Genomic DNA, 24,006 nt, shown 5'->3' with positions numbered 1-24,006 from the left:
TGTCATGGATAAAAGCCACAGTGCGAAGGGGGGCTGAGGGAGGAAACCAGCTACCCCCAGCCCGTCTTTTCGGGGATCAGACAGGGGCCAACTCTTTTTCGGTTTTGCCGATGAGGTGGGCGATTTTCTGGTCGTCGTCCAAAACGCCGAACTCTATCAACAACTGTTCCAGCTCATCCATAGAGATGGGGGTGGGGATCCTCAGATCCGTGTTGTTGATGATCTTTTTGGCCAAGGCCCGATACTCGTCAGCTTGGTTGCAGTCGGGGGAGTACTCGATCACCGTCATGCGGCGCAATTCTGCGTGCTGAACCACATTGTCGCGGGGGATGAAGTGCAGCATTTTGGTGTTGAGCTTTTCGGCCAGAGCTTCGATCAGCTCGATCTCGCGATCCACTTTGCGGCTGTTGCAGATCAAGCCACCCAAGCGCACGCCGCCGGAGTAGGCGTATTTCAGCACGCCGCGGGCGATGTTGTTGGCCGCATACATGGCCATCATTTCGCCGGAGCAAACAATGTAGATCTCTTGGGCCTTGCCCTCCCGAATGGGCATGGCAAAACCGCCGCAGACCACGTCCCCCAGCACGTCGTAGCAGACAAAGTCCAGATCCTCGTAGGCACCGTTTTCTTCCAAGAAATTGATGGCGGTGATGATGCCTCGTCCGGCACAGCCAACACCAGGCTCGGGGCCACCGGATTCCACGCAGCGCACCCCTCGGTAGCCGGTGAGAACCACTTCTTCCAGCTCCACGTCTTCTACGGATCCCCGCTCAGCCGCCAGGTGAAGGACGGTGGTCTGGGCTTTGCAGTGCAACATGAGGCGGGTGGAATCGGCCTTCGGGTCGCAGCCGACGATCATGATCCGCTGCCCCAATTCGGCCATACCGGCAACGGTATTCTGACAGGTGGTGGATTTGCCGATACCGCCTTTGCCGTAGAATGCAATTTGTCTCATGGTTCAGTTCTCCTAATGAAGACTTGAGGAAAGACTTGGGGGCGACTTAAGGGTTAGAAATCTCCTGCCAATGGGCGCAACTGGTCGCATTAGCGAGACGGGATCCTTACTGCAAAGGATTTCAGCTCGCGGGAAGGCAGCCTTGGATCCCTTGGAATCCAAAAGCAAACCGGTCGAGCGGTGGGGCCCTCCCGAATCGAGGCAGGAGATGGGGGAAGCGACGGGGAGTAACAGTGGGGCAGATCATAGGGCTCTCAGGCTTATCGAGAATGGGCAACTAGAGGGCATGCACGATTAACGTGGGCCACACCTGTTCTTGCAGGCGGGTTTCGATGAGCAACCGCAGCGTGTTTTGCTGGCTGGGGCAGGCGGCGCAGGATCCCTTGAGGCGCACCCACACCTGATCCCCTTCCAGGTCGTACAGCTCCACATCGCCGCCATCGGCCAACAGCAGCGGGCGAACTTCCTCCTCCAGGACGGCCTGAATGCGGGCGATCTTTTGCAAGGTGGTGAGGGGAGGGGGTGTCGCTGTTGCCGAGACAGGAGGGGGAGCAGCAGGAGAGGGCTCTGTCTGGTTTTGGGAGTTCCCTTTTGAATTTCTTGAATCTTCTGAAGGGGTTGCGTCAGTCTCGGCCAGAACGGCGGCGATCAGGTCTTCAATCTGGGCCAGGCAGGAACCACAGCCACCACCCGCTTTGCTGTAGGCTGTTACTTCCTCAGCGGAGGTGAGGTGGTTTTCCCGGATCAAGCGGCGGATCTTTTGCTCGCTGACGCCAAAGCAGGAGCAGACCAAAGCGCTGTCATCATCCGTGTGGTCAGGCAGAGGAAGGCCGCGATAGCTGTAGATGGCTGCCTCCAGAGCCTCTTGCCCCATCACCGAGCAGTGCATCTTGGCGGGGGGCAGGCCGCCTAGGTAGTCAGCGATTTGGCGGTTGTCGATCCGCAGGGCTTCATCCAGAGTGAGGCCGGTGATTAGCTCCGTCAGGGCCGAGGAAGAGGCAATGGCGCTGGTGCAGCCGAAGGTTTGGAAGCTGGCAGCCAAGATGCGCTCGCTGGCCTCGTCCACCTTTAAGTAGAGCCGCAGGGCATCGCCACAGGTGATGCTGCCCACTTCTCCCACCACCACCCGAACACCAGGCTCGGAGCTGGGATCCATCGCCCCTTGGTTTTTGGGGTGGTAGAAGAGTTCCAAAACTTTTTCGCTGTAGTCCCACATGGCTGGATCCTGAGTTGAGGATGCGAACGGTCGAGGGAAGATGAGTTTGAGGGGGGTCAGCGGCGAGCCAGTTCCCGCTCCTGCTGTTGCAGCCAGTCTTCCGCCTCGTGGCTGAAGGGGGAGATGGCCCGCAAATGCTCGATGATCCCCGGCAAAACCTCCAGCACCCGCTCCACCTCTGCCGGCTGGGTAAAGCGAGAGAGGCTGAAGCGGATTGAGCCGTGCAAAACGGTGTAGGGCAGGCGCATGGCCCGCAGCACATGGGAGGGCTCCAGGGATCCGGAAGTGCAGGCGGAGCCGGAGGAGGCGCAGATGCCGTATTTGTTCAGCCAGAAGAGGATCGCTTCCCCTTCCACGAACTTGAAGCCCAAGTTGGTGGTGTTGGGCAGCCGCTGAGTGGGGTGGCCGTTAACCTGGACATCCGGGATCCGCTGTAGCAAGCCCTGCTCCAAGCGATCCCGCAGCAGCCGCTCATGGGGATCCCCGAGGTGGGCTTGGGCCAGCTCAGCCGCTTTGCCCAGAGCGATGATGCCCGGCACATTTTCCGTCCCGGCGCGGCGGCCTCGCTCCTGATGCCCTCCCAGCAGCAACGGACGGAAGCGCAAGCCCCGCCGCACATAGAGAGCGCCGATCCCCTTGGGGGCATGCAGCTTGTGCCCGGAAAGGGTGAGGAGATCCACCGGCAGGCGCTGCAGATCGAGAGGGATCTTGCCCACCGCCTGTACTGCGTCCACATGGACAACAGCCCCATAGCTGCGAGCCAGGGATCCCACCGCCTCGATGGGGAAAAGCACGCCCGTCTCGTTGTTGGCGGCCATGCAGCTCACCAGGGCAGTATCGCCGGTCAGGGCTGCTTCCAACTCCAGCAAGTCCAGGCAGCCTTGCTCATCCACCGAGAGGTAGGTGACGCGGTAGCCTTGTTTTTCCAGGTGCTTGCAGACGTTGAGCACCGAGGCGTGCTCTACCTGCGTGGTGATGATGTGGCGCTTCTGGGGTTGGGCTGCCAAGGCTGCATAAATGGCCGTGGTGTTGCCTTCGGTGCCGCCACTGGTGAAGACAATCTCCGTCGGGTCGGCTCCCAGAAGGGCTGCCACCTGTTCGCGGGCTTGGTTAAGGGCACGCCCCACCTGGCCGCCAAAACTGTGCATCGAGGAGGGGTTGCCGTAGAAGGTCTGCAAATAGGGCAGCATCGCCTCCAGAACCAGGGGATCCACGGCGGTGGTGGCGTTGTTGTCCAGGTAGATCACGGGGTTCATACAGGCTCCGAATCGATACAAGGTAGGGGTTGGGCAACGTTAAACGGCTTGCGGAGCGTGGGAATGGCACTGCTTTGGGCAAATGCGGGCGCAAGCCTGACAGCCGATGCAGAGGGCGGCATTGAGGATGGTCATCACTTTGCGCTCACTTTCTCCTTCCTCTTCGTTGTCGACAAACTCGCCGTCTTCGTTGAGGGCTCTGAGGGCAAACACACCACGGCCACAGACTTTGAGGCAACGGCTACAGCCGAGGCAGCGGCTGATATCCAGGCTTTCGATAAACTGTGGGATCCAGGGCAGTCCGCCTTTGGTGAGAGCAGTTACAGTAGCCATGGCCGCGTCTCCAAAAGATGAGGTCTCAAGATCGGGAAGATTTGCTGTCCAGGGCCTGGTTGACCAACCAGGTGCGGTAAAACTTGAGGGCCACCGTTTCAATGAGGTCGTAGTCTTCCACCACTTCGATGCCGGCCTCGCGAATACGCTTCATGGGGCAATCGCCAATCTTGGAGACCAATACAGCTCGGCAATCCCGGATGAGATCCAGAATTTGCTCTAGGTTGTTGTCCTCGCCGGATCCCCCGTGGCAGTACTGCGGGATCTTGCGGTGGCCGACAAACTGCGCCCCACGGGCGTTGACCTCGTAGATCAAAAACTCCCGCGCATGGCCGAAGTGGCGATTGACCAAGCCACCGCCTTTGCTGGCCACGGCCACCAGGATGGAGGGGCTGTCGGGAGGCAGGTCGGCTGTCCAGTGGGTCGGGGCTGCCTGCTGCTGAGCTTGCAGTTGGGCAATGCTTGCCTGGACCTGGCGGCGTTTTTCGGGGTCGTACTCGGGGGTCATCTGCATAAAGCGCTCCTTGGTGAACTCTTGGCTGCGGTCTTCCCCCAGAAGGCCCACCGCGTCCGCCCGACACTGGCGACAGTGGCGCATCATCCGCATGTTGCCGGAGCACCGATCTTGCAGGGCTTTCAATTCCTGAGGGGTGGGGCCCCGCTGGCCGATAAGGCCGAAGTAGGTGCCGTGTTCAGGCGCCGAGATCAGGGGCATGATGTTGTGCAAGAAAGCCCCTTTCTCCTGGATCACCCGGTTCACTTCCAAGAGGTGGGTGTCGTTGATGCCGGGAATGAGAACGGAGTTGACTTTGCAGAGGATGTCTGCCTCCCGCAGCAGATCCAGGCTTTCCATCTGCCGTTCGTGCAGGATGCGGGCTGCCTCCACCCCTCGAATGCGCTTGCGCCGCCAGCGGATCCAGGGGTAGATCTTGGCTCCGATCTCTGGATCCACCATGTTGATGGTCAGGGTGACGTGGTCGATGTTCAGCCGTTTGATCTCGTCGATGTAGTCCGGCAACATCAGGCCGTTGGTGGAAAGGCAAAGCTTGAGATCCGGAGCTTTCTCGGCAATGCGGGCAAAGGTCTCGAAGGTTTGCTTGGGGTTGGCCAAGGGATCCCCAGGCCCAGCAATGCCCACCACCGTCAGTTGCGGGATCTTGCCGGCAATCACCAGCACTTTGTGGGCGGCTTCCGCCGGGGTAAGCAGCTCGCTGACCACACCGGGCCGGCTCTCGTTGGCACAGTCGAACTTGCGGTTGCAGTAGTTGCACTGGATGTTGCAGGCGGGGGCTACCGCCACGTGCATGCGGGCGTAGTGATGGTGAGCTGCTTCGCTGTAGCAGGGATGGGTGGCGATGCGTTGCTGCAGATGAGGGGGGAGAGCCTGGCGGGGGCTGCTGCTGCAAGCGCAGGCCGATGGGGAAGGGGATCCCTGGCGGGGCGGAGTTGAAAGGGGCGGCATAGTGGGGTCAACCAGGGGATAGAACGTTACTGGCGGTTATATCAACCGCCCTCTGCCCGCTCCGTTGCACTCAGCCCGGTAGAACTGATCGAGTTTATTGGCTTTGTACTCAAGACCTGCAAAGCCTGATGGCAGGCCAAATCCAACTTTTTTTAGGGGTCAAGGGTCTGGTTTTTCAAGGCCGGGGATGCCGTATTTTGACCCAAAGGGGCGGGGGATCCGGCTGTGGGGAGGATCCCCGGAATCCCTGATTCGACAAGGGCTTGGGGCAATGCTTAGGAAATACTAAAAATCTGCTCAGATGCACTCAAGCGCCGCAGCCTCGGCTGCGTTTTGCATCAATCGCTACGATTTAATATCGTATCAGCCCAAAAGTGTATTGAAAATAGCCGTTTGAGTTTGAGGAAAGATCCCCCTGGGGCAAAGTCCTCGCCAAGGAAGTGAAGACTATTGCGGCGGCAGGCCGTCGGACTTTCTTGTTGTGACAGGGGGGATGTACTCGCTCAAATACCCATACCCTTCCCCAAAAATACCGGATCCCTGCGGGCAAAAGACTCAACCCCCTGCCCTCAGAAAAACTTTTTTTGCCCTCTGGGCCAAGCTTCCAGGGTTTGAGTACATCGGCAATAACTCAATCAATCCTGATCGCCCGCTGCCAAGCCTGAGCCCCTGCAGCCGCTTGCTATAAGCGGGGGATATAAGCGGGGGAACAGAAACCCAACGGTTCTGCCCTCTGCTGAGACTCCCTCCTGCTTCCCAACCGGTGAGCTTATGTCCCCCCTTGTTTCTCCCCCACCGAAAACGGCTGAAGTGCTGCAGGTGCCCCGTTGCGATCGCTGGCGGATTCTCTACCGTCTGCAGGAGCTGGATTTGACCTGTGGCTGTACCCCGACCGGCCAACTGTGGGTGATGATTCGCACCCCCACCGAAGCCCTCCTCGTCCACAGTGTGCTCCGCCTTTTCACCCTCAACCGCTCTGGCTGGCTGAGTTGGTTGGATCGCTGCTGGTCTCTCCAGACCTGGGATCCCCCTGAGAGATCTGCAGGAGGGGATGACCATCCCTGAACCTCTGCCGTTTGCCTTCTTGCTTCTCCTGTTCACCTCGTTTTGGTAGCGCCAATGAGCACTCCATCCCCCTCGACTCGCTCCTTCCAACAAGTCCGAGACAACCCCGTTCACCTGGGACGGGAGATCACGGTTCCCATCTGCGAGGGCCTCAACCTAGTTTGGGCCAGTCTTCAGGGGCTGTATTTGCAGTATCTGAAGCACCATCTGGTTGTCGAAGGAGCAGAGTTCTACTCAATTCATCAATTTTTCAACGAAAGTCTACAGGAAGTTCAGAACCACGCCCATGAGGTGGGGGAGCGCCTGAACGGCCTGGGTGGGATCCCGGCCTCCAGCTTTGCCAAGCTGGCGGAGCTGTGCTGCTTCAGCCCGGAAGGGGACGATGCATTGGCCGTGCGGCCCATGCTGGAAGCGGATTTGCGGGCCGAGCAAAGCCTGATCGATCTGCTGCGTCGCCAGGCGGCTCTGGCGGAAAGTGTTGGGGATCGCGCCACCCGTCACCTCTACGAGCAGATTTTGCTGCGGACGGAAGAACGGGCCTTTCACCTGGCCCACTTTCTGGCTGCCGACAGCTTGGTTTTGGGCTTGTCCCCATCCTAGCTTGCCCATCTACGCCCACCCCTCGTTTTGGGAGACTCTGCCATGCTTACCCCCGATCGGGCGCCGCTGCTGCAGTTTTTGCAAGTTGAGCTTGGGATCCCGGAATCCGCCCTCACCTTCGCCCTGAAACGGCATGGGTGTGAACAGGGCCCTTTGCCCATGATTCTTTGGCATTACGGGCTGATTTCCTTGGAGCAACTGGAGCAGATTTTTGAATGGTGTGCTCCCCCTCCTCTTGTTACCAATTCTACCCATTCGGAGGTTTAAGCCATGACTTATCCCTACCCTTCTCTTCCCTTTCCCAGAGTCGGCAACCCTTTGGGATGGCTCGGCCTGGTTTTGAACTCAATTTTCAGATCCGCCCTGAAGTGGCCGCGCCGCTGGCTCAACAGCATTGAAATTCGGGGATCCCGGCAGGCGCGTTGGATTTGTCGTTTGATCCCGGCTTCCTGTCCCTTTGAGCGGGATATCCGGCTGGGATCCCGCACCGTCCACATTCCGGCCCTCTGTCGCATCAACCCCCTCTACGAGGAGATCATTGCCCTGCGGCTACGGGCGGCGGCTTATCTGGCCGAAGCTGCGGCTCAACCCCAGCCCCCCTCTTCTCAGGAGATCCCATCATGCCCATGATCAGCCGGACTAAAGTGGCGGAGCTGCTCAACGAGACCGCCTGCGAGCACAACCGCAAGAAAGACGGCAAAGGCAAAAACAAGGTCTGTGCCGAGCAAGCCAAGCCAGGAGGAGCGCAGGGAGGCTGTGCCTTTGACGGGGCTTCGATTGCCCTGGTGCCGATCGCCGATGCCGCCCATCTAGTACATGGGCCAATCGCCTGCAGCGGCAACTCTTGGGGGACGCGGGGCAGCCTCTCTTCTGGCCCCCAGCTTTATCGGGTGGGCTTCACCACCGATCTGAGCGAGAACGAGATCATCTTCGGGGGGGAGGAAAAGCTGTTCCAGGCCATCCTTGACTTGCAGGCCAAATACCAGCCTGCCGCCATTTTTGTCTATCTCACTTGTGTAACTGCCCTCATTGGCGACGATGTGGAGGCCGTGTGTCAGCGGGCCAGCCGACAGCTTGGGATCCCGGTCATTCCGGTGAATGCGCCCGGCTTTGTGGGCAGCAAAAACCTAGGCAACCGTCTGGCCGGAGAAGCCCTGCTGGACTATGTGATCGGCACCGCCTCCCCGGAGTACACCACTCCCCGCGACATTAACCTCATCGGCGAGTACAACATTGCCGGCGAGCTGTGGGATGTCTTGCCTCTGTTTGACGAGCTGGGGATCCGCATCTTGGCCAAGATCACCGGCGATGGCCGCTACCACGAGATCTGTACCGCCCACCGGGCCAAGCTGAACGTTCTCATCTGCGCTAAAGCCTTGCTCAATGTGGGCCGCAAGATGCAGGAGCGCTATGGGATCCCCTACATTGAGGCTTCCTTTTACGGGCTGCAGGAGATGAACCACTGCCTACGGGCCATTGCCCAAGGGCTGAAGGATCCGCAACTGCAGGAGCGTACCGAGGCCCTCATCGAGCGGGAAACTCGCGCCACCGAGGCGGCTTTGGCCCCCTACCGGCAGCGGCTGGCGGGCAAACGAGTTGTCCTTTATACCGGCGGGGTGAAAAGTTGGTCGATCATCTCCGCCGCTCGAGATCTGGGGATGCAGGTAACGGCCACCAGCACCCGCAAAAGCACCGAAGAAGACAAAGCCCGCATCCGCGAGCTGCTCGGCCAGGATGGCATTCTCTTGGACAAGGGCAGCCCGCAAGAGCTGCTCAAGGTGGTGGAGCGCACGAAAGCGGACTTGCTCATCGCCGGCGGACGCAACCAGTACACCGCCCTCAAGGCCCGCATCCCCTTTCTGGACATCAACCAGGAGCGGCACCATGCCTATGCCGGCTATCGCGGCCTGGTGAACTTGGCGCGGGAGATCGATGCCGCCCTCCACAGCCCCATCTGGGAGCAGTTGCGACGGCCTGCCCCCTGGGAGACTCCAGCCGAAGAGGAGGTGGGATGATGGCCCAGCTCATCCAAGAACGCAAGCCTCTCAGCGTCAACCCCCTCAAACTCAGCGCTCCGCTGGGAGCGGCCCTGGCCTTTCTGGGGATCAAGGGCTGTCTGCCGCTCTTCCACGGTTCCCAAGGCTGTACGGCCTTTGCCAAAGCGCTGCTGGTACGTCATTTCCGCGAGGCCATTCCCATGTCCACCACTGCCATGTCCGAAGTGGACACCATCTTGGGAGGCGAGGAGAATGTCGAAGCTGCCATCCTCACCTTGGTGGAGAAGGCCCAGCCGGAGCTGATTGGTCTTCTGACCACCGGCCTCACGGAAACCCGCGGGGACGATATGCCGCGCATCCTGCGGGAGCTGCGCCGACGCCAGCCGCAATTGCAGGATCTGCCCATCGTCTTGGCCTCCACGCCTGACTTTAAGGGATCCCTGCAAGACGGCTATGCCATCGCCGTCAACAGCTTGGTCAGCACCCTGCCGGAATCGCCGTCGGGATCCGTCCGCCCTGCCCAGGTAACGGTGCTGTGCGGGCCTGCCCTCACCCCTGCCGACGCCCAGGAGATCAAAGAAATGGCAGAGGCTTTTGGCCTAGAGCCGATCCTGGTGCCGGATCCCGCGGGTTCCCTGGACGGACACTTGGGCACCGGCTTTAGGGCGACCCCAGACGGCGGCACCACCCTTGAGCAATTGCGCCAGCTCGGGCGTTCCGGCCTCACCATAGCTGTCGGCGAGAGCATGCGCCCTGCCGCTCAGATCCTGGCCCAGCGCTTTGGCACCCCCTATCGGGTTTTCCCCCACCTGACCGGTCTCAAGGCTGTGGATCCCTTTTTGGCAACCTTGGCCGATCACAGCCAGCAGCCGGTGCCCTCTCGCTACCGCCGCCAGCGCAGCCAGGTTCAAGATGCCCTCCTGGATTGCCACTTTTTCTTCGGCAACCAGCGGATTGCCTTGGCCCTAGAAGCCGATCTGCTCTGGGGGTGGGTGGACTGGCTGCTGGATATGGGCTGTCAGATCCAGGCGGCCATCAGTCCCACACCGGATCCCCACTTGACCACCCTTCCCATTGAGGCAGTGCGGGTGGGGGATCTGGGGGATCTGGAGGAGCTAGCACCCGGGGCTGACCTGCTGGTGGGCAACTCCCACGTGGCGCGCCTGGGCAAGCGGCTGGGGATCCCAGTGCATCGAATGGGGATCCCTATCTTCGACCGGCTGGGGGCCAACCACATCTGTCAGGTGGGCTATCGCGGCACCCTATCCCAACTGTTTGCCGTCGGCAACCTGCTGATGGAGCAGGAGGAAGCCCGTCACCCCAGCCCACCCCAGGTTTCTAGGCAGGGATTCTAAGGGATCCAGAGCTTCGAAGGGCAGCCCAAGTGCCCCTAGCTCCCCCAAACCCTCAAGTTCACGTTTCTAAGGAGAACCCTCATGCAAGTGGCCTTTACAACCCGCGACGGCAAGCACGTCAATGCCCACTTTGGCTGGGCCAACCAGATTGACATCTACGAAGTCACCCCCGAAGGCTACCGCTTCTGCAAAACCCTTACCTTTGGGGGCAACTTGGAGGCAGATGGCAACGAGGACAAGCTGGTGCCCAAGCTGCAGGCTTTGGCCGATGTCACCCTCATCTACGTGGCTGCCATTGGCAGCAGTGCCGCCGCCCGCCTGATCAACCGCCGCATCACCCCCGTCAAAGTGCAGTCGGAGGAAGAACCCATCGAGAGCTTGCTGCAGCGCCTGGTATCCACCCTGCACAACCCTCCCCCCTGGCTGCGCAAAGTGCTCTTGGCCGAGCGCGCCCGCAAAGCCGAAGCCCCAAATCCCTCTACTTCCCCTGCGGAGGTTTAGCCATGACGGTTACCCCTCTTTCCCCCTCGACCAGCCCCATCTTGCAAGAGATCGTTCGCCAGATGCGGGCGGCGGATCCCTACGGCACCTACCGCGCCTGGAGTGATGAGTTGCTGCTCAAGCCCTTTGTCGTCACCAAAGCCCAAAAACGCCAGATATCCCTCGAAGGGGAGGTGGATCCGGCAGTGCGGAGCCGCATCCTCATCTACTACCGCGCCATTGCCGCCCTGATCGAAAAGGAGACGGGCCTCCTGGCTCAGGTGGTGCTGGATCTCAACAGCGAAGGCTTTGGTTGGGTGCTGGTCTTCTCGGGGCGGCTGTTGTTGGTGGTCAACACCCTGCGAGACGCCCATCGCTTCGGTTTCGAGTCTCTCGAACAGCTCACTGAAAAAGCTACTGCCCTTATCGACAAAGGGATCCAACTGGCCCGAACTTACCCTGAGGTGGGCCGACTGTAGCCGCTTGTCTCCGTCCCGGCAGCCATTTTTTCTTCTTTTTCTTCAGCAATTAGGAGTGCCTTGCCCATGTTGAATGAGAGGGATGTTGAAAATGTTGTGAACGACCTGGCTTTCGAGCCCTTCGAACACCTCTCTGCCGACCAGCTCCGCAGCGAGATCAAGCGCCTAAACAGCAAAGCAGGCCAACTGAAAATGGATCTGCACGATCTGGCCGAGGGGCTACCCGACGGGTTCGAGCGACTCCCCGACTTGGCAGCCCGCACTTACGCCCTATTTGCCCGGCTGCGCGCCCTCAGACAACGCTTGAAAACCCTGGAGACCTGCCGATGAGTTGGAACCGCAACCGCCGTTGGAAAGACTTCCAAGCCCTAGTCAATGCCGAGGATTATTTCGCTTTTTTCGAGCTCCCCTACGATCCGCGGGTGGTCAATGTAAATCGCCTGCATATCTTACGCAAATTCGCTCAGTATCTGGCTCCTCTGGAGCACTTCCAGGGCAGCGAAGAAGAGCGATTGGAGCAAGCTCGGCAAGCGCTGGAAAAAGCGTATCAAACCTTTCTCACTTCTACCCCGCAGCAGGAGAAGCTATTCCGAGTCTTTCAAGACTACGGTTGTCCAGATGCTGTCGGCGGCTGTGCCGGCTGCAGCTCTTTGGGAGAGCGGGGCGAATGCAGCCCTGGGATCCCTGCCTAAGATCTCTTGTTTACCCCTCGTCAGCTCTCTGGAGACTCCATCATGGCTACCTACACAGTTCACTTGGTTAACCCAAAACGACGGCTCGACACCTATATCTCAGTAGATGAAGATTCGACCATCCTAGAAGCGGCTGAGGATCAAGATGTGGATTTGCCCTCTTCCTGCCGCTCCGGTAGTTGTTCCTCTTGCGTGGCCAAAGTGGTAGAGGGAGAAGTCGATCAATCGGAGCAAACCTTTCTGGATGAGGAACAAATAGCCAAGGGATTTGTGCTGCTCTGCGTGGCTAAACCTCGCTCCAATTGTACGATTCGCACTCACCAGGAAGCTTACTTGGTTTGATAGACCGCCGCTCTCCAGCTGCTTGCCGCTAGGCTTAAGCAGCCTTTTTTCTATTTTTTTCTAGTTTTCTAGAATTAGGGATCCCTATATGTTGGCACCGCCCACCGTCCCTAAGATCTCAATAACCATATCTCCTCTCCAACTCATGAAGGTTGGAGAAGAAGGTCGCATCTACCAACTGCGCGGATCCGAAGCTGCTTGCGCCCAATTGCAGCAAATGGGTCTCACTCCAGGTACCTATCTCCAGGTTATCCAACGTCACCCTGAGTGGATCCTACTCCTACCCAGTGGCCAACTTTCCCTTCCTGCTCATTTAGCTAAACCCATCTGGGTTTACATGGATCCCCGTTGCACCCTAGCGCCTCCCCAAGAACCGAATAAGAAAACAATCTTAAATTTGCCAAGAGCCTTCTAAAATGTAGTCTATTTACCCAATTTTTAACTTGCAATGAGAGACACTCAAGGTAAGCACATCTCTTCATAATCTATCTTGATTTGGGAGCAAAGCTATGAACACCTGTTTGCTACACCTGGGCTCCATCCTTAAAGCTGCTGAAGAGCTTAGCCTTGTGGAAAAGCCTTTCCCCAAGTTGCAACACATCCAACTCTGCACAGGGCTCAGCCCAGAGGAAATCGTGCGGGCGCTGGAGCTAGAACCCAATCCCTTGGGTTGGCATCTGGAGCCAAGCCACAACCTGGCCGATGAATCGGTGTATTGGGTGGGCGGACGACCTTGTGTCGGCTTGGTTATTGAGCGTTTTGCCTGACACTTGCTGCAGTTCGGATCCCTAAAAGGCTCTCAAGGGGGGAGGAGTAGCCTGCAAAGCCATCTCAAAAGTTCACTGCAAACATTAGAAGTTAAGAGAAAACAAAGCTTTCCAGAAGGTTCACCCTAGACCAAATCTCCCTGGCCTGCCGGGGATCTTTTGAGGTATCGTTCAATCCAGTTCACGAATTGAGCTTAGGAAACAGACCTTAAACTAAGGTCTCTCGCCGGGCTGCCACGGCTTTGCGAGGAAGGTCTCCATGGCCGGGTTTAGGGTTGCGCAGATGCGATAGCAGGTGTGAACAAAGGAGAGCTACAGGGAAACGCTATGGAGTTCGAGGGCTATGGCTTATCAAATCTCAGGGGATTGTATCGGTTGCCACGCTTGCGTAGATAGCTGTCCTACAAAAGCTATCGTTGTCCAGGATGGGGAATACTGGATTAATCCTCTGTTGTGCAACGACTGCGAAGGTTTCTTCCCAGAACCTCAGTGCGTTAGCCTATGTCCCGGTTCTGCCCCGCAGCCCTATGAAGCCATGAAGGGGCGCAATCGCAGGATCACCGCCCGCATTCGCAGTAGCCCACCTCTATTTTTGAACGGCCATAGCCAGGCTTTTGCTTCGTCAATTGTGGTCTGGGAAGCTTGCAATTTCCTATCTCAATTTCAATCTCTCAATCTGCAAAAGCAGGGAGATAACCAGGTTTGCTATCAGAAATCTGTTGGCCACAACCAGGGATCTCTGACCCTAACTCTATGTTTGGACGGGATCCCAAAAAGTGCTCCGATCGATGTGCGAACTGCCTGTTTGCATCTTATTTTTGCTGCCTATGCCGCCGGGTTGGATAGCCCCTGGAAGGAATCCTTTGTTTTCACCGACTCACAATTGGAGTCCTATTTGGGCTGGGATAAACGTAAAGATCTGAGCAAGATGACCCGTCTCCACCTGTTCATGACCTGGATAGAGCAGCTCTGTCGGATTCAAGTCTCCATCGATTGGCCGGATCAGGGGCGGGTGAAGGGGTTTTCGGTACCGGCTGGCCCTCTGTGGAGGCTGCTCAAGATGCATCGCCACTTTCAAAAAGATGAGCAGGGCTGCAACCATCTGGTGGGCCTGACTTGGGCGATTCAGCCCGGCGAATGGACACGGTACTTTCTCAATCGACAAGGGTGCCGCCAGGGGCAAGCCTTTTATCAGTACAGCAGCCTGCCCCTATCCCTGCTGCAGGCCGTGATGAGCCATTGGCAACACCATGAAGGAGCCATGCGCCTGCTGCTGTGGCTGTTGTTCAAAGTGAGGATGGGGCGGCAACAGCGTCTGACGGTGCCCACCCTGATGCGAGTGGCCTACGGGGAAGAGCGACTGCAGGAAGCTTATCTCAATCTCCAAGAACGCAAACGGCTGGTGCGCACCTTTGAAAGCGATCTGGAGGTTCTCAACCACTACGGCCTCAAGCCGGAGTTCGATCCCCTCACCTATCCTTCTTCCATTCAACCCCTGTGGGCTCGCCTGGAAGCTGTGCCCGAGGATGCGGACGAGGCATTGAACTTTTGGATTGAAGATGCCAATAATGGCGGCCTGCTGACCGCTGCCGGGCCGCGGGGCAAGTGGGGACTCTTGATGCAGGCTCGCATTCAACGATTTCATCTGCCCTCCGACTGGCATCGTCGAGTAGTTCAAGAAGCCAGATCCCCAACCCGAGAATCGGGATCTCGGCGGCAGCGTAGGGCAAAGTCTGCGCCTGTTGCAACAGACTCGGATCTCCCTTGCCATCCCGAAGACCCAAAAGATTTTTCCTCAGGCAAGGCTTTGCGTGGGGCAGATATCTCAGCGGCACGCCGGCAAAAGGGAATCAGCCAGCGGGAATTGGCCCAGAGGCTGGGGCGCAGCCAGAGCTGGGTGCGGGATGTAGAGAATGGGCGGCTTCGGATCAGCCTAAACGATCGCCAGCGCCTTATCAAAGCCCTGTATTTGGATCCCAGGCAACAGCAAGTCTAGGCCAGTCACTCAATTTGCTAATCCACCACTAATCCACGGCGATGACCACATCCGAGGCTTTGATGGCAGCATACGCTTCTTTCCCAACTGCTATGCCCAACCGTTCGGCAGAGTGCTTAGAAATAATGGCTGTTATTTCTATACCCGGTGCAACTTCCAGAACAATTTCGGCATTGACCATGCCTACCTGGACACTTTTTACAGTTCCTTTAAACAAGTTGCGAGTGCTGATTTGCATGACTTCTCCTTTGTTGAACAAGCAGAGCAACAGGGGTGTTGACCGAACTGAACAAGAGAGGAGCTTGCCGGATGGTCATTCAACACCGGTTTCAATACTATCAGATGCTTATCGTTGCCTCTGGGGAGGAAGGGCTGCCAATAGTCTAGATTATGTATCCTGAAGATACAAACTGCAACCTCTAATGGTCAAAGTACCGAGCGATTGGTGGATTTTCCTGTTCTGAAAGTCGTCACGGGTCAAAGAAAAATGGCTATGAAACGAAGAACTGCAATGTTATTCCTAGGGATCCTGGCCGCTCTGGCTTTGAGGTGGGGGTCGGCTCCCGGCTTGGCGCAATCTCAGCCCATTTTGGTGGGGGCTGCGGTGAGCTTGCAACCGGCTTTAACGGAAATCGACCGGTTGTTCACCGCCCGCTATCCCGACATCAAGGTTGAGTACAACTTCGCCAATTCCGGCTCTCTCCAGCAACAGGTGGAGCAGGGGGCTCCTTTGGACGTGGTATTTTTCGCAGCCGCCTCTTTTATGGACGCCCTTGCCAAGCAAAACCTGCTGGTGGAGGGATCCCGGCGAGATCTTCTCAGCAACCGCATGGCTTTAATTGTGCCTGCCAATGCCAGAACCAAGGTTCAGGATTTTGCCGACTTGGTGGCGGAAGAGATCCGGGTTCTGTCCATTGGGGATCTGCAGGCCATGCCCGCCGGACGCTACGCCCAGGAAATTCTCACCCAAGCAGGGGTGTTTGAGACGCTGCGGCCCAAGATGGTGTTTGCCAGCACGGTGCGGGAAATCTTGACGGCGGTAGAACAGGGCAATGCTGACGCCGGGATCCTGTTTACCTCGGATGCTCAGCTTTCAAATCGGGTGCGAGTAGTGGCTACGGCGGATCCCATTACGCCAATTATCTACCCGGTGGCATTGGTGCGCGATACTCCCGCCGGACAGTCTTACTTGGAGTTTTTAACCTCAGAAGAAGCAGCAGAGGTGTTTGTGAAGTACGGCTTTATCCGCCTGTGAGGGATCCCTCTGCAATGGCGCGGATGAGTTACTCCAAATGAGCGACTACGACCTATCCCCGCTTTGGATCTCCCTACGGATTGCCGGCTTGGCCACAGCTATCACCTTTGGGGTGGGGACGCTGGCGGCTTACGGGATGTTGCACTACCGAGGTCGCTGGCGCTCTCTCCTCGAGGCCCTCTTGTTGGCGCCGCTGGTGTTGCCGCCCACCATGGTGGGCTTCCTGTTGCTGCTGCTGTTTGGCCGGCGAACCCTTCTGGGACAACTTTTGGCCTCGCTGAACTTGTCGGTCATCTTCACCTGGTATGCCGGGGTGATCACGGCAGCGGTGGTGGCCCTGCCCCTGATGTACCGCACGGCCCTGGGAGCTTTCCAGCAGATCGACCCGACGCTGGTGGCGGCAGCCCGCACGCTGGGGGCAAGTAGGGCCAAGATTTTTACGCGGGTGCTGATCCCACTGGCCTTACCAGGGATCCTGGCGGGGATTACCCTCAGTTTTGCCCGCGCTCTGGGGGAGTTCGGCGCCACCTTGATGCTGGCAGGCAACATCCCAGGCCGCACGCAAACCCTGTCCATGGCCATCTTCTTTGCCGTTCAGGCGGGGGATATGCGGGGGGCGGCCATCAGCTCGGCCCTGGTCTTGGGGTTGTCCTTGGGGGTGATGACGGCAGTTAACCTTTGGTTTCAGCGACGGCCCTGGCAGCGACCTCCCTCTCGTCCTCTACAGGTTCTCACCAGAAGGGATCCGGATTTCTCAACTCCGGCCCCCCGCCTCTGGGTGGACATTGACAAGAAGCTGCCCCAATTTGAGCTGCAGGCGCAACTGAGCTGCGACGGGCGGCCATTAGGACTGCTGGGGGCCTCTGGATCCGGCAAAAGCCTACTTTTGCGCTGCATTGCCGGGATCGAAACCCCGGATGGTGGGCGCATTTTGCTCAACGAGCGGGCGTTGTTTGACGCCGAACAGGGGATCCGGCTGCCCCCCGCTCAGCGACGGGTAGGGGTGATCTTCCAGAACTACGCTCTGTTTCCCCATCTCACCGTCGCCCAGAACATCGCTTTTGGGATCCCTGCGGGCTTGAGCGAAGCGGAAAAACAAGAGCGGATCCAGGCCCAGCTGCGGTTGGTCAAGCTGAAGGGCTGGGAAAACCGCTATCCCACGGAGCTCTCCGGAGGACAGCAGCAGCGGGTGGCCCTGGCGCGAGCCTTGGCTTCTGAGCCGGAGATCTTGCTGCTGGATGAGCCTTTTTCTGCTTTGGATGCCCACCTGCGCAGCCAACTGGAGCAGGAGATGGGGGAGATCCTAGCCGACTACAAGGGAGTCACGCTTTTGGTAACCCACAACATTGAGGAAGCCTTCCGCCTCTGCGGGGATCTGGCTGTAATGGAGCAGGGGCGAATCATTGCCCAGGGGGACAAGCGTCAGCTATTTGAGGCTCCCCCCTGCCTTAGTGTGGCGCAACTGACGGGTTGCAAAAACATCTCGCGGGCCAAGCTCCTGGGCCCTCAACGGGTGCTGGCCTTGGATTGGGGCTGTGAGCTGCAGGTACAGGGATCCCCAGCGGGAGAATACATCGCCATCCGCGCCCACCACCTCACCTTCAGGCCCGACGGGAAGCTGCCCAACACGTTTCCGGCTTGGCTGGTGAAGTGGAGCGAGACCCCCCACCGACTGACTCTCTTCTTTAGGCTGGGCGGTCCTCCTGCCCACCGCCAGGACTACCACCTGCAAGCTGAGGTGTGGCGGGAGCGCTGGCGCGAGGTGGAGACTTGGGGATCCCCCTGGTGGCTGCAGTTGGATCCCCGGCATCTGATGGTGTTTTGAGTCTGGAGCCCAGGAGTCAGGTGGGCTCGCCCAAGCGGTAGCCCCGCGGGGTAATCAGCCGCTCCCCATGGCGAAAGGTCTGGGAGTTGCCGATAAGAACCAGGGTGAGCATGTCCACCTGCTCTGGATCCAGCTCCCCTAGGGTGGTGAGGTGGAGGGTTTCGCCGGGGCGGTAGAGGTTGCGGGCCAAAGCCACGGGGGTATGGGCGGGTCGGGCCTGCAAAAAGATCTGCAGAGCCTTGAGGAAGGGATCCACCCGCTGCCGGGAGCGGGGGTTGTAGAGGGCCACCACAAAGTCCGCCTGGGCAGCCGCCTGAAGGCGTTTTTCGATCACCGGCCAAGGGGTAAGCAAATCCGAGAGGGAAATGGCGCAGAAGTCGTGCATCAGCGGAGCCCCCAGCCGGGCAGCAGCCGCCTGGAAGGCAGAGATCCCCGGCAGCACCTCCAGAGAAGGGCGGATCCCATCCCAGCCAGAGCGGACCAAGCACTCCAGCACCAAGCCCGCCATGCCGTAAATGCCGGCATCCCCCGAAGAAATCACCGCCACCTTCAGCCCCTGCTGCGCCCAAGCAATCGCCCGTTCGGCTCGCTGCAGCTCTTGGGTAATGGGAGAGGCCTCCCGGATTTGGCCGGGGTGCAAAAGGGGATCCACCAGATCCAGATAAAGCTGGTAGCCAACAACCACATCGGCCTGAGTTAAAGCCATACGGGCAGCCAAAGTCAATTGACCCAGATCCCCAGGACCAGTGCCGATGAGCCAGAGGTGGCCGCTGCGAGGGGAATACTCCTGCGCCGCGCGGGCAATGGCCAGGGTACAGGCCCCTTCGGTTTTCGAGGTGAAGACCTGCTTGGGGCAGAGGAGGGTTGCTCCCCCAAAGGGCTCTACCTTCTCCGCAACACAGGATGGCCTCTCAGGAACCTTGTCACCTCTTCCCCAAGTCTGACAAGTCTGAGCTGCCAAGAGGGCAGCCGCCTCCGCTACCGAGGGAGTGCCCACCGCCTGCCGCACCGCCTCCGAAGGGTGGGGAACCGGGATCCCAGCCAAAGCCTCTGCCGGGAAAAACTCAATGGGCCAGCCGTGGGCCTGAGCCAGCTCCAAAAGACCCGGCTCGTCTTGCTTGAGCTCTAGGGTGGCCAGGCCGGCAATGGCCTCGAACGCCAGCCCCTGGGCCTGCAGCAGGCGGCGCAGGGATCCCTCTAGCCAAGCGCGGGTGGTGCCCCGCTCGCAGCCCACCCCCACCCACAGCACCCGCGGATGCCAGTGCACTGTCGGGATCCCCGTGGCAGGGGAGAGGTATTCCCCAATCCAGATCTGGGCAACGGGATGGGGAGGAGAGGAGGCCACTAGGGGATGATCTGCCGGCCAAGCTTGTCGCCAAAGCCGCGTGCCGCAGGTCTGGTGAACGGCCACCGGCTCTCCCCGCGTCAAGGCGGCTGCCACCCCGTTCCAATCTCCAGCGCCCCGCCGCCAGCCGTAGGGATCCCCCAGCAAATCCAAAGGCGGGATCCCCAGCCCCTCGGAAGCAGAGGTGAGAACCGGCTGGGCTCCCAAGGTAGCGGCCACCTGCCGCGCCAGGGCATCGGCCCCCCCCACATGTCCCCCGCACAGGCTAATAGCCCAGCGACCGGCTTCGTCCACCACCACCACCGCTGGATCCCGCTGCTTGTCCTGCAAGAGGGGGGCAATGAGCCGCACCACCGACCCTGCGGCCAAGATGAAGAGACAGCCCTGCACCTGGGGCCAGGTTTGGGCAACGGCTTCTGCTAGGGAGCCTGGCGCTGTGGGATCCTTGGGATCCCCGTAGGCTTGCCAGGGGGAGGGCAGCCCCTGCGGTTCAGCTTTGCTCCAGCAGATGACCTCCTTGCCTAGGAGGGGGATCAGGGAGTCGGCCAACCGGCGGGCGCGCGGGCTGGGGGCAAACAGAGCAAGCTTCATCGAGCGTGGGCCAAGGCCAGGATTCTCCCCGGATCCTATACTGGACATAGAGCCACCCGCGAAGGGACAAGTGCCGATGGTCATCCCACCTGGACTGATGCTGCCCCTAATCCCCCTGGAGGTTTTGCTCTCCACGAAGGGGCTGATGTTTTTGCTGCTATCGGCCTATGGGGGGGCCATGTGGACATTCTTAAGCGGCGCCCCCCGCGTCCACACCATCATCGTGCCGGACTTGGAGCAGGCCAGAGGGTTTTACGAGAAGGTGTTGAAACTGCCGGAAGCGGAGCTGCCCCTGCAGTACTACTACGGCTACGAGCAAAGCATGGTCGGCTACAGCCTAGGATCCGCTTACTTTCCAGGGGATATTGGCCTCAGTCCCCGCTTCGATGCCAAAGCCCGTCCCACCTCTGGGCCCACCCAATTGGATACCCCCGGACTTTGGTACCAACTCTCCGACAATGTTCAATTGCACGTGATCCCTGGCTCTACAGATCCCTATGCGGGGTCCGGTTCCTACGGCAACGCCTCTAGGCCTAGCTCCTCATCTGCTTCTGCTTACGGGACTGTACCGGCAGCGGGCCGCAGCAGCGGCGTTCGCTATCGCCATGTCAGCTATGAGCGGGAGTCCCTTAAGGCCCTTCTGAAGCGAATCAACAAACAAGGGATCCGCAACAGCATTCGCTCCGAGAAGCCCTTCGTCTTTTGGGTGCGGGATCACCAGGGTCAGATTATCGAATTTGCCGAACTGAAAGGCTGACGGGATCCTCTAAGATTGGTAAAGGAAAGCCAAAAGTCGGCGGTGGGGAGACGCCAACGGATGAAACGGGTGCTGCTGTTGGTGCTGGGCTTGCTGTGGCTTGGGGTGTGGGGCGGCCAGCCGGCCGTGGCTCTGTCGCGGGCCAAGGACAATCCGGTGGTGAGCGTGCAATCCCCAGCCAAGGACTTCATCACCACCGAGTCGGGATTGCAATACTACGACATCACTCAAGGCAGTGGGCCTTCGCCTCAGCCGGGGCAAACGGTGGTGGTCAACTACGTGGGCAAGCTACAGGATGGCACCATCTTCGATAGCTCCTACAGGCGCAATCAGCCTTTTGTCTTCACCTACGGAGTAGGGCAGGTGATCCGTGGCTGGGAGGAAGGGCTGGCCACCATGCGGGTGGGGGGCAAGCGCTACTTGCGCATTCCGCCGGAGTTGGCCTATGGCAGCCGCGGGGCAGGCGGGGTGATCCCCCCCAATGCCACCTTGGATTTTGAAGTGGAGCTCCTGGCCATCCAGTAGATTCAGATCTTGCAGAGCATGACTCTAGTCAATAGTAAGCTCAACTATACTGAAAATAATGTATAATATGTTCAGTACGGATTACTACCAGTTGATCTTTCTGTTTACTTTCGAGTCTGCCAACATGGTAGCCAAAGCAAAGCAGAAAATTGGTAGTAAGACGACACGGAAACTGCGCTTTGGGTATTCTACTCAAAGCTTTGCGGGATACCGCCATTCTGGTTGGAAACAAACAGAATGCTATCGCTGCATAGTTGAACAGTGATGTTCAGCAGTGTTCAGCGTAAATGTATCAGACCGAATATCCAGGCGGCATTGGGCTTGTGCAGGAACTCCCTTCCCCGGAACTGTCTTCTTCTTGGCGGCCCAGTTCTCTGGCAGCAGATCCTGCCCTAGAAAAAGCTCGCCTGCGCCAGCACTTTCGCCAGCTACGGCAGAGGTTGGACAGATCCCTTATCAGCCAGAAGATCGTGGCTCATTTGGCCTCTTGCCCCCAACTTTTGGCCGCCAAAACCATCCTGGCCTATGTGGCCTTCGGCTCCGAGGTGGACTTGGGATCCCTGTTTGCCCTTTTTCCAGAGAAGCAGTGGGGGATCCCCCGTTGTCTGCCGCGGCGGCAAATGCAGTGGCACCGGTACGGCTCGGCTGAGCTGATTCCCAATCGCCGGGGGCTACTGGAGCCCTCTCCCCACAGCAAAACCCTCGACCCCACCGAGGCGGATTTGATCCTGGTGCCTGCCCTGGCCTGCGATCGGTGGGGAAGGCGTTTGGGCTATGGCGGCGGCTATTACGACCGCTTTTTGGCCTCGCTGCCGGATCCCAGTGTGCCCAAGTGGGGCATCCTCCCCCAAGCCTGCTTGCTGGAGCAGCCCCTGCCTCAGGATCCTTGGGATCAGCGCCTGGATGGGATCCAAACCGAGGAGAGGTTCTACGAGACGGGGATCCCCTAGACTAAAGAGGGTGGGCCTTGGAGGAAAAACGATGAGCCAAGTTTGGAAGCCGGCGCAGTGGCTAACCCAAAAGCTGCGTCTTGTCTGCATGAGCTTTGGCTGTGTGGCATTGGCGGTGCTCTTGATGGGCTTTGGGGCGATCCCCCTGCAACTGAAGGATCTCCACGTCACCCCCTGTCCCGATACCCCCGAATACACCAACCTGGTGACCAGCAACGGCAACCCCATACCGGCCAGGTGCCTGTTCGTCGAAGGCACAGTGGTCAACCGCTCCAAAAATACCCTGCTGAACGCGGATGTCTTCGGTCGGCTTTACGATGCCAACGGCAACGAGGTTCTGCCGGAGCGTACCCGCCTGGGGGCCATTGCAGAAGTTCCTCCCGGCGAGAGCCCTTTTTCAATTCGCATCTCGGTGCCCATAACCAGCCCCCTGCCCCTCACCCTGGAGCAATTCAAGGCCAGCGGCTTCAGCGGTACCGTGCGTCGTTAACGTCTAAAGCTGGCGGGTGAACTCCACCTGGGTGGGGCGCTCAGGCAAATGGAGCTGGGCGACCACAGGCGGCGTTTGGGCGATCAGCCGGCCCCGGCGGAAGACATACAGGCAAGCCGGTTTCAGGCGAATAGCTTCGACGGCATCAGCAGCCTGGAGCACCACCAGATCGGCGTAGCAACCGGGTTCTAGGCCGTAGCCTTCCAACCCCAGAATGCGGGCCGGGTTTTCTGTTACCGCCAAAAAACACTGGCGCATCTGCTCATAGCCAGTCAGTTGGGCGGCGTGGATGGCCATGTGGGCCACCTCCAGCATGTTGCCGCTGCCCAAAGGGTACCAGGGATCCATCACGCAATCCTGGCCAAAGGCTACCGTCAAGCCTGCGTCCATCAGCTCGGTCACCCGGGTCAGCCCCCGCCGCTTGGGGTAGGTGTCGTGGCGCCCCTGCAGCACTAGGTTTACCAGCGGGTTGGCAACCACCCCCAGCTCCGCCTCGGCCATCAGGGGGATCAGTTTGCTGACGTAGTAGTTGTCCATCGAGTGCATGGAAGTTAGATGGGATCCGGCTACCCGCCCCTGCAAGCCCAGCCGCAGCGTTTCGTAGGCCAAGGTTTCCACATGGCGCGAAAGCGGATCGTCCGTCTCGTCGCAGTGCAGATCCACCCGCAGACCCCGCGCTGCTGCAATTTCACATAGGGCCCGCACCGAAGCCGTCCCTTCGGCCATCGTCCGCTCGAAGTGGGGGATCCCGCCCACCACCTCCACCCCCAAATCCAGAGCCTTCTCCAGAAGCTGCACCGCCCCTGGCGAGCGATAGTAGCCATCCTGAGGAAAGGCCACCAGTTGCAAATCCAAGTAGGGAGCCACTTTTTGCTTGACTTCCAGCAGCGCCCGCACCGCCAACAGCTTGGGATCGCACACATCCACATGAGTGCGGATGGCCAGGATCCCACGAGCCACCGCCCAGTCGCAATAGGTCAAGGCCCGCTCCATCACCGCCTCGGGGGTCAACAGCGGCTTCAACTCCCCCCAGAGGGCAATCCCTTCTAGCAAGGTGCCCGACTGGTTGACGCGCGGGATCCCATAGGTGAGGGTGGCATCCATGTGAAAGTGGGCATCCACGAAGGGGGGCGACACCAAGCGGTTGCTGACATCAATTTCTTGGGGGGCAGTGGCTTGTACAGCCTGTTAAGGGCTCAAGGGGTACAATAGCAGCACTTAGCAAACCAACTTCGGAAGGAGGATGGATTGATCAGTAGTAAAGAAGTCTTCA

The 24,006-nt window shown here is 59.1% G+C and carries 27 protein-coding genes and 2 pseudogenes; 21 read left to right on the top strand and 8 right to left on the bottom strand.

The window, feature by feature from the left end; all coding sequences use genetic code 11:
- Positions 1 to 76 precede the first annotated feature (76 nt).
- The 5 genes from nifH to nifB form a co-directional block, all read right to left on the bottom strand.
- Positions 77 to 955 carry a nitrogenase iron protein gene (gene nifH, locus ACVW0R_RS10870; protein ID WP_011430651.1) on the bottom strand — a complete coding sequence of 293 codons (879 nt, stop codon included), beginning with the start codon at positions 953 to 955 and terminating at the stop codon, positions 77 to 79.
- A 277-nt stretch (positions 956 to 1,232) separates the two neighbouring features.
- Positions 1,233 to 2,171, bottom strand: a complete 939-nt coding sequence (gene nifU, locus ACVW0R_RS10865) for a Fe-S cluster assembly protein NifU (RefSeq protein ID WP_457502049.1) — start codon at positions 2,169 to 2,171, stop codon at positions 1,233 to 1,235.
- A 56-nt stretch (positions 2,172 to 2,227) separates the two neighbouring features.
- The gene (gene nifS / locus ACVW0R_RS10860; RefSeq protein WP_041438416.1) at positions 2,228 to 3,427 is read right to left on the bottom strand and encodes a cysteine desulfurase NifS; all 1,200 of its coding nucleotides are present in this window, start codon (positions 3,425 to 3,427) and stop codon (positions 2,228 to 2,230) included.
- A 39-nt stretch (positions 3,428 to 3,466) separates the two neighbouring features.
- Positions 3,467 to 3,760 carry a ferredoxin III, nif-specific gene (fdxB, locus tag ACVW0R_RS10855; RefSeq protein ID WP_099813103.1) on the bottom strand — a complete coding sequence of 98 codons (294 nt, stop codon included), beginning with the start codon at positions 3,758 to 3,760 and terminating at the stop codon, positions 3,467 to 3,469.
- A 25-nt stretch (positions 3,761 to 3,785) separates the two neighbouring features.
- Positions 3,786 to 5,222 carry a nitrogenase cofactor biosynthesis protein NifB gene (nifB, locus tag ACVW0R_RS10850; RefSeq protein WP_414332068.1) on the bottom strand — a complete coding sequence of 479 codons (1,437 nt, stop codon included), beginning with the start codon at positions 5,220 to 5,222 and terminating at the stop codon, positions 3,786 to 3,788.
- A 771-nt stretch (positions 5,223 to 5,993) separates the two neighbouring features.
- Here nifB and ACVW0R_RS10845 point away from each other — a divergent pair.
- The 14 genes from ACVW0R_RS10845 (at position 5,994) to ACVW0R_RS10780 (ending at position 14,995) form a co-directional block, all read left to right on the top strand.
- The gene (locus ACVW0R_RS10845; RefSeq protein WP_099813101.1) at positions 5,994 to 6,287 is read left to right on the top strand and encodes an Asr1405/Asl0597 family protein; all 294 of its coding nucleotides are present in this window, start codon (positions 5,994 to 5,996) and stop codon (positions 6,285 to 6,287) included.
- 54 nt (positions 6,288 to 6,341) lie between these two features.
- Positions 6,342 to 6,887, top strand: a complete 546-nt coding sequence (locus ACVW0R_RS10840) for a ferritin-like domain-containing protein (RefSeq protein WP_011430658.1) — start codon at positions 6,342 to 6,344, stop codon at positions 6,885 to 6,887.
- Positions 6,888 to 6,929: 42 nt separating this feature from the next.
- Positions 6,930 to 7,154, top strand: coding sequence for a DUF2949 domain-containing protein (locus tag ACVW0R_RS10835; RefSeq protein WP_011430659.1), 225 nt, complete (start codon positions 6,930 to 6,932; stop codon positions 7,152 to 7,154).
- A gap of 3 nt (positions 7,155 to 7,157) precedes the next feature.
- The gene (locus ACVW0R_RS10830) at positions 7,158 to 7,517 is read left to right on the top strand and encodes a Mo-dependent nitrogenase C-terminal domain-containing protein (RefSeq protein WP_011430660.1); all 360 of its coding nucleotides are present in this window, start codon (positions 7,158 to 7,160) and stop codon (positions 7,515 to 7,517) included.
- Positions 7,508 to 8,902 (top strand): nitrogenase iron-molybdenum cofactor biosynthesis protein NifE, encoded by a 1,395-nt coding sequence (gene nifE / locus ACVW0R_RS10825; protein WP_457502048.1) that lies wholly within the window; start codon positions 7,508 to 7,510, stop codon positions 8,900 to 8,902. Before ACVW0R_RS10830 ends, nifE begins: the two co-directional genes overlap by 10 nt.
- Positions 8,902 to 10,239: a nitrogenase iron-molybdenum cofactor biosynthesis protein NifN gene (gene nifN, locus ACVW0R_RS10820; RefSeq protein WP_457395334.1), complete on the top strand. Its 1,338-nt coding sequence runs from the start codon at positions 8,902 to 8,904 to the stop codon at positions 10,237 to 10,239. Before nifE ends, nifN begins: the two co-directional genes overlap by 1 nt.
- An 81-nt stretch (positions 10,240 to 10,320) precedes the next feature.
- A complete protein-coding gene (gene nifX / locus ACVW0R_RS10815; protein WP_457502047.1) occupies positions 10,321 to 10,740 on the top strand; it encodes a nitrogen fixation protein NifX in 420 nt (139 codons plus the stop codon).
- A gap of 2 nt (positions 10,741 to 10,742) precedes the next feature.
- The gene (locus tag ACVW0R_RS10810) at positions 10,743 to 11,198 is read left to right on the top strand and encodes a NifX-associated nitrogen fixation protein (protein WP_099813098.1); all 456 of its coding nucleotides are present in this window, start codon (positions 10,743 to 10,745) and stop codon (positions 11,196 to 11,198) included.
- A 66-nt stretch (positions 11,199 to 11,264) separates the two neighbouring features.
- Positions 11,265 to 11,528: a CCE_0567 family metalloprotein gene (locus ACVW0R_RS10805; RefSeq protein ID WP_457403725.1), complete on the top strand. Its 264-nt coding sequence runs from the start codon at positions 11,265 to 11,267 to the stop codon at positions 11,526 to 11,528.
- The gene (gene nifW, locus ACVW0R_RS10800; RefSeq protein ID WP_457388642.1) at positions 11,525 to 11,890 is read left to right on the top strand and encodes a nitrogenase-stabilizing/protective protein NifW; all 366 of its coding nucleotides are present in this window, start codon (positions 11,525 to 11,527) and stop codon (positions 11,888 to 11,890) included. Before ACVW0R_RS10805 ends, nifW begins: the two co-directional genes overlap by 4 nt.
- Before the next feature lie 42 nt (positions 11,891 to 11,932).
- Positions 11,933 to 12,232, top strand: coding sequence for a 2Fe-2S iron-sulfur cluster-binding protein (locus ACVW0R_RS10795; RefSeq protein ID WP_099813376.1), 300 nt, complete (start codon positions 11,933 to 11,935; stop codon positions 12,230 to 12,232).
- An 88-nt stretch (positions 12,233 to 12,320) separates the two neighbouring features.
- Entirely contained in the window at positions 12,321 to 12,647 is a 327-nt protein-coding gene (locus ACVW0R_RS10790) for a ferrous iron transport protein A (protein WP_457502046.1), read from the top strand.
- 94 nt (positions 12,648 to 12,741) lie between these two features.
- Positions 12,742 to 12,999: a hypothetical protein gene (locus ACVW0R_RS10785; RefSeq protein WP_457502045.1), complete on the top strand. Its 258-nt coding sequence runs from the start codon at positions 12,742 to 12,744 to the stop codon at positions 12,997 to 12,999.
- A gap of 343 nt (positions 13,000 to 13,342) precedes the next feature.
- Positions 13,343 to 14,995 (top strand): helix-turn-helix domain-containing protein, encoded by a 1,653-nt coding sequence (locus tag ACVW0R_RS10780; protein WP_457502044.1) that lies wholly within the window; start codon positions 13,343 to 13,345, stop codon positions 14,993 to 14,995.
- 28 nt (positions 14,996 to 15,023) lie between these two features.
- On the opposite strand, the gene ACVW0R_RS10775 is transcribed toward ACVW0R_RS10780, so the two are convergent.
- On the bottom strand, positions 15,024 to 15,233 hold the full coding sequence (locus tag ACVW0R_RS10775) for a TOBE domain-containing protein (protein WP_099813094.1): 210 nt from the start codon (positions 15,231 to 15,233) through the stop codon (positions 15,024 to 15,026).
- Between the two features lie 273 nt (positions 15,234 to 15,506).
- Between ACVW0R_RS10775 and modA the strand changes: the two genes are divergently transcribed.
- On the top strand, positions 15,507 to 16,250 hold the full coding sequence (modA, locus tag ACVW0R_RS10770) for a molybdate ABC transporter substrate-binding protein (protein WP_414391086.1): 744 nt from the start codon (positions 15,507 to 15,509) through the stop codon (positions 16,248 to 16,250).
- A gap of 37 nt (positions 16,251 to 16,287) precedes the next feature.
- The gene (gene modB, locus ACVW0R_RS10765; protein WP_457502042.1) at positions 16,288 to 18,075 is read left to right on the top strand and encodes a molybdate ABC transporter permease subunit; all 1,788 of its coding nucleotides are present in this window, start codon (positions 16,288 to 16,290) and stop codon (positions 18,073 to 18,075) included.
- A 16-nt stretch (positions 18,076 to 18,091) separates the two neighbouring features.
- Here modB and cobJ read toward each other — a convergent pair whose 3' ends face one another.
- Entirely contained in the window at positions 18,092 to 20,011 is a 1,920-nt protein-coding gene (cobJ, locus tag ACVW0R_RS10760) for a precorrin-3B C(17)-methyltransferase (RefSeq protein ID WP_457502041.1), read from the bottom strand.
- 97 nt (positions 20,012 to 20,108) lie between these two features.
- Between cobJ and ACVW0R_RS10755 the strand changes: the two genes are divergently transcribed.
- The 5 genes and pseudogenes from ACVW0R_RS10755 (at position 20,109) to ACVW0R_RS10735 (ending at position 22,733) form a co-directional block, all read left to right on the top strand.
- Entirely contained in the window at positions 20,109 to 20,768 is a 660-nt protein-coding gene (locus ACVW0R_RS10755) for a VOC family protein (protein ID WP_238376855.1), read from the top strand.
- Positions 20,769 to 20,828: 60 nt separating this feature from the next.
- Entirely contained in the window at positions 20,829 to 21,293 is a 465-nt protein-coding gene (locus ACVW0R_RS10750) for an FKBP-type peptidyl-prolyl cis-trans isomerase (protein WP_457502040.1), read from the top strand.
- A 70-nt stretch (positions 21,294 to 21,363) separates the two neighbouring features.
- Positions 21,364 to 21,547: pseudogene (locus ACVW0R_RS10745) on the top strand (hypothetical protein); the annotation flags it as partial.
- A gap of 33 nt (positions 21,548 to 21,580) precedes the next feature.
- Positions 21,581 to 22,243 (top strand): 5-formyltetrahydrofolate cyclo-ligase, encoded by a 663-nt coding sequence (locus ACVW0R_RS10740; RefSeq protein WP_457502039.1) that lies wholly within the window; start codon positions 21,581 to 21,583, stop codon positions 22,241 to 22,243.
- A gap of 31 nt (positions 22,244 to 22,274) precedes the next feature.
- Positions 22,275 to 22,733, top strand: a complete 459-nt coding sequence (locus ACVW0R_RS10735) for an FxLYD domain-containing protein (protein ID WP_414332474.1) — start codon at positions 22,275 to 22,277, stop codon at positions 22,731 to 22,733.
- A gap of 3 nt (positions 22,734 to 22,736) precedes the next feature.
- Here the strand turns inward: ACVW0R_RS10735 and ACVW0R_RS10730 are convergent.
- Positions 22,737 to 23,915: pseudogene (locus ACVW0R_RS10730) on the bottom strand (amidohydrolase family protein); the annotation flags it as partial.
- Positions 23,916 to 24,006 lie beyond the last annotated feature (91 nt).

This window comes from Thermostichus sp. MS-CIW-15 (genome assembly GCF_054060575.1).
This window is presented reverse-complemented; position numbering and strand designations above follow the sequence as displayed.